This window comes from Snodgrassella sp. ESL0323 (assembly GCF_013346865.1).
Classification (GTDB): domain Bacteria; phylum Pseudomonadota; class Gammaproteobacteria; order Burkholderiales; family Neisseriaceae; genus Snodgrassella; species Snodgrassella alvi.
In genome coordinates this window covers 1-3,531 of record NZ_JAAEDT010000034.1, presented here as the reverse complement: position 1 = coordinate 3,531, position 3,531 = coordinate 1, and the positions used below count along the sequence as shown (strand labels likewise).

The following is a 3,531-nucleotide window of genomic DNA, read 5'->3' as shown; positions in this document are numbered from 1 at the left end:
AATTAGTGTGCATCTCTGCTTTAGTAAACCCATTATACTTACCTTGCAGATTGAACTCTTCGGTAATGTCTGTGTATTTATAGTCTTTATCAATCAGATAAAATGTATCATCGTCATACAAGTAGTAAATTTTTGGATGGGAATGATGTGTCTGAAAAAAATGTGTTTGTGAAGGTGTGAGATGAGGAATTTTTTCAAGTTTATTCTTACTTATATCGTAGACATACACTGCGTTATCATCTTTTAATATAATTTGATAACCCTCATCATCTTTTAATACAATAGACCCAAAATGATTAAACCTTCCCAAATATTTATTATTTACTACGGCTACGGCAATGATTTCTAAATTTCCTTTAAGTTCAGGTATTTTGTGTTTATAGGATTCTCCATCTAACGCATAAGAGGCATAATACCAATAACCAGAAACCAGAAAAAATTTGTTAGAAACAATTTTACTAACCTCATTTTCATTAAATAATGAGGTAATTTTATATTGATTGAGGGTTCTATATAAGTGTTTAGGTATAAAAAAGTATTTTGCATTAGATAATACAAGTATCCTGTCACCATCATCAGAAATAATCCGAGCGCCTTTATCTGTGATGTCTTTTAAGCGTGCTTTTGATTGAGATACATAACTAATTTTGTTCTTAGCTTTCACTGTTTCTTGCAGATATATGCCGTCCTTTTCAATCAACAAATCATAATAAGGAGAGTCGGTGTGACAAACACTTGTTTGACTTGCTTGTACAAAGTCAATGAAGACTAAGTAGAAAATGAGTAATATAATCTGCTGAATAAGATGTTTCATTGTCAATAATTTTTAAAATTATTAATATTAAATTAAATAATAGCAAAATAAGATAAAAATATGAAGGATTGTTTTTATCTTAGCTTTAAAAATGTACAAAACAGCTTTATGTTATATTGATAATTCTCTTGTATTCAAGATAGATAGCTTTATAGGTAAGCTATAGTTCTAATGGTTCTGAGCAGGGCGGAAAACTGATTTCCGGTATAAGTATTTATTGATTTAACATAATGAAGTCTCGGCCTGTACCTTAGGAGCGACTGGCTGGCAGAGGCGGGATTCAAGACCGTGCGTGGCGTGACGGTAAAGATTTCAAACAAGTGTATTGTGCTGATGGCTAAGGGTAACCGGGTGCAGGAACTGCGTGAGCAGCTTTATCAGGCTAAACAGGTGGTTAATGGGGTTAAGAATATACTGGTTTAGTGGAATTAGGCAATAAAATGAACTAAAGGGGCCGATTATTTTTCCCAACCCCTTGTATTTTACTGTTGTGTTTTTATAGAATTAAGTTGATCCATGATTTCAATTAAATCACTATAATTAAAAGTCTCATAAAATACACATGACGGATAATTTATTAAGTCTTTCAATTCATCATATTTATCAATTAATTTCCATAAAATCGCGCCAGTGCTTTCTGATAACTTATACGAATAAATATTAAAATAATCTGACCACGTACCAAAATTAATACGATAAGATAGTGCTAAGTCATGTAAATCATCATCATCACATAACTGGTCATCATAAATTGATTCATATATTTTAACCGGATTATCAAATGAATATCTATCATTAAGCATCGGTTTAGATAGTATTTCATAACATCCACCAAGCAAATATCCATCAAGATATATGGGATCACTAAAACTTCCAATAAATGAATTATTAAACCATAATCTCGCACAACCAAAAAACATTTCCCGATTATGTATTGAATATTCAACAGCTATACGTGATTTATCACCTATTAACAGAGTCATAGTTTACATCCTTTCATTTCTTTGATAAATGAGGTAGCAATCTCAGAACCATTTTTTTCTATCAGATGAAATCTGTCTTTCGATCCTACTACAACCCAACGTCCATCCGATTGTTTTAATATATTATTTGATCGAGCATTTTGAATATCATTTTTTGAAATAAATTTATATTGATTTATTCGAGCTTTTACACGTTATTAAGAATTAAAAGGGTAGAGGAATTTTTTTATGAAGTTTTTTTTCAAAAATAATGCTTAATTTTTGGAACAAATTTTCCCATTGCTTAAAATATTCTATTTTATTTACTTCTACAGAAAAATCAGGTGTATTTCTATTTGGCAGACCTACAGATTTTCCTTTTTTAAAGGTTAAATAAATTATTTTATCTTTAACTTCATAAAATAAATAGAAATCCGAACCTTGCTCACAAAACCATATTTCTTCTTTTTTAGAATGTGCTAATTTGGTCGCATTTATAAGATTGATTATATCGTCAAAGCATACCATAAAATCATCAAACAAATCCAAAACAATACTTGGTTGATTTTTGAATGAAATATTAATGTGACCATTTACATACTGGGATAGCTCTAGAAGAGCAAATTGGAAAGGTAGTAATTCCATATCATCCTGATTTAGATACTCATCCAATTCAGTAGGTTTTTCTTTTATAATTAAATTAATATTCATATTCTAATCTCTAGGAACATATGGATAAGCAGTAATAGGTTTGTCTCTGATTACAACTCTTACAATATCAGTTGTTTTTGTAGTCCCATCAGGATAATACACGTTTGATGGTTGTGATACTTTGACATTATGTACTCCAGGTGTTTTAGGTTCTTTATCAAACGCTTCTTCTATCATTCTGTTATCACTAAAATGACCTTGAGGTTTGCGTGTAGTTTTTGCTCTATTATTTTTCCACCGGCCAAGGGCATCGTAGCCGTAGCGCTCAGTATGCCGATACGCACTTCGGCCAGGCGGTGTACGGCATCGTAATGGTAATACTGGGTACTGCCGGCAGTTTGTTTGTGCGGGTACGTCCGTGTTCGTTGTAGCTGTATTGCAGTCCGCGGAAGCTGAGCAACTGATTAAAGTGGATCAGGTTTTAGTTGCTATTTTCTTTACTGTGTCTTTATATAATGACATCTATGCGAATATAGCACTATCCAATTTTATACTAATAAAAATTAAAATTATCTTAATTAAATATCTTTATTCATGTATATTGCCGATTTTATTATTAATCCAGAAAATCATCTTCTTCAAGATAATAAATCACAGCCTCTATTAAATCGTCTTCAGAGGCATTAGGGTGATGTTCCAGTTTATTGTCAATAATTGCCAAAAATGTTGCGTACTCCAGCCAAGCTAGATATTTATCTTCCTGTTCTTCCATATCATCATCTTCATCTCTCGTTTCAGAAAGATAATAGTTGGCGGATTCAATGCATTTTTTTGTATCATCAAAATCTAAATCAACATAAATATAACATGCCTCATAATAAGAAATATTTTTAGAAATTTTCAATAAATTAGTAAATCCTGTTGCTGTCTTCATATTTGTCTCACTTTCTACATGTTGTTCCGCCACCCCATTTGTGACGGCCACAACCATCGGGAAGTTGGTGCGGTTGCATGGCTTACCGTCACGATCCAGCCGATGCACCGGCCGAGGGCATCGTAGCTGTAGTCGTAGCGTTCTTCAGTATGTCGATACGCACTTCGGTT

The 3,531-nt window shown here is 32.5% G+C and carries 6 protein-coding genes; 1 reads left to right on the top strand and 5 read right to left on the bottom strand.

The window, feature by feature from the left end; genetic code table 11:
• Nucleotides 1-814 (bottom strand): hypothetical protein (locus GY065_RS12800; RefSeq protein ID WP_174834454.1); only part of this gene is annotated, 814 nt, incomplete at its 3' end.
• Between the two features lie 243 nt (nt 815-1,057).
• Here GY065_RS12800 and GY065_RS13445 point away from each other — a divergent pair.
• On the top strand, nt 1,058-1,237 hold the full coding sequence (locus GY065_RS13445; protein ID WP_367439176.1) for a SymE family type I addiction module toxin: 180 nt from the start codon (nt 1,058-1,060) through the stop codon (nt 1,235-1,237).
• 59 nt (nt 1,238-1,296) lie between these two features.
• Here GY065_RS13445 and GY065_RS12790 read toward each other — a convergent pair whose 3' ends face one another.
• The 4 genes from GY065_RS12790 to GY065_RS12775 all read right to left on the bottom strand — a co-directional run bounded on the left by GY065_RS12790 (nt 1,297) and on the right by GY065_RS12775 (nt 3,418).
• Nucleotides 1,297-1,797, bottom strand: coding sequence for a hypothetical protein (locus GY065_RS12790; protein ID WP_174834453.1), 501 nt, complete (start codon nt 1,795-1,797; stop codon nt 1,297-1,299).
• Nucleotides 1,798-2,001: 204 nt separating this feature from the next.
• Nucleotides 2,002-2,487 carry a hypothetical protein gene (locus GY065_RS12785; RefSeq protein ID WP_174834451.1) on the bottom strand — a complete coding sequence of 162 codons (486 nt, stop codon included), beginning with the start codon at nt 2,485-2,487 and terminating at the stop codon, nt 2,002-2,004.
• A gap of 3 nt (nt 2,488-2,490) precedes the next feature.
• Complete coding sequence (locus tag GY065_RS12780; protein ID WP_174834449.1) at nt 2,491-2,664, bottom strand: hypothetical protein; 174 nt, start codon at nt 2,662-2,664, stop codon at nt 2,491-2,493.
• A 379-nt stretch (nt 2,665-3,043) separates the two neighbouring features.
• Complete coding sequence (locus GY065_RS12775) at nt 3,044-3,418, bottom strand: hypothetical protein (RefSeq protein ID WP_210766775.1); 375 nt, start codon at nt 3,416-3,418, stop codon at nt 3,044-3,046.
• Nucleotides 3,419-3,531 lie beyond the last annotated feature (113 nt).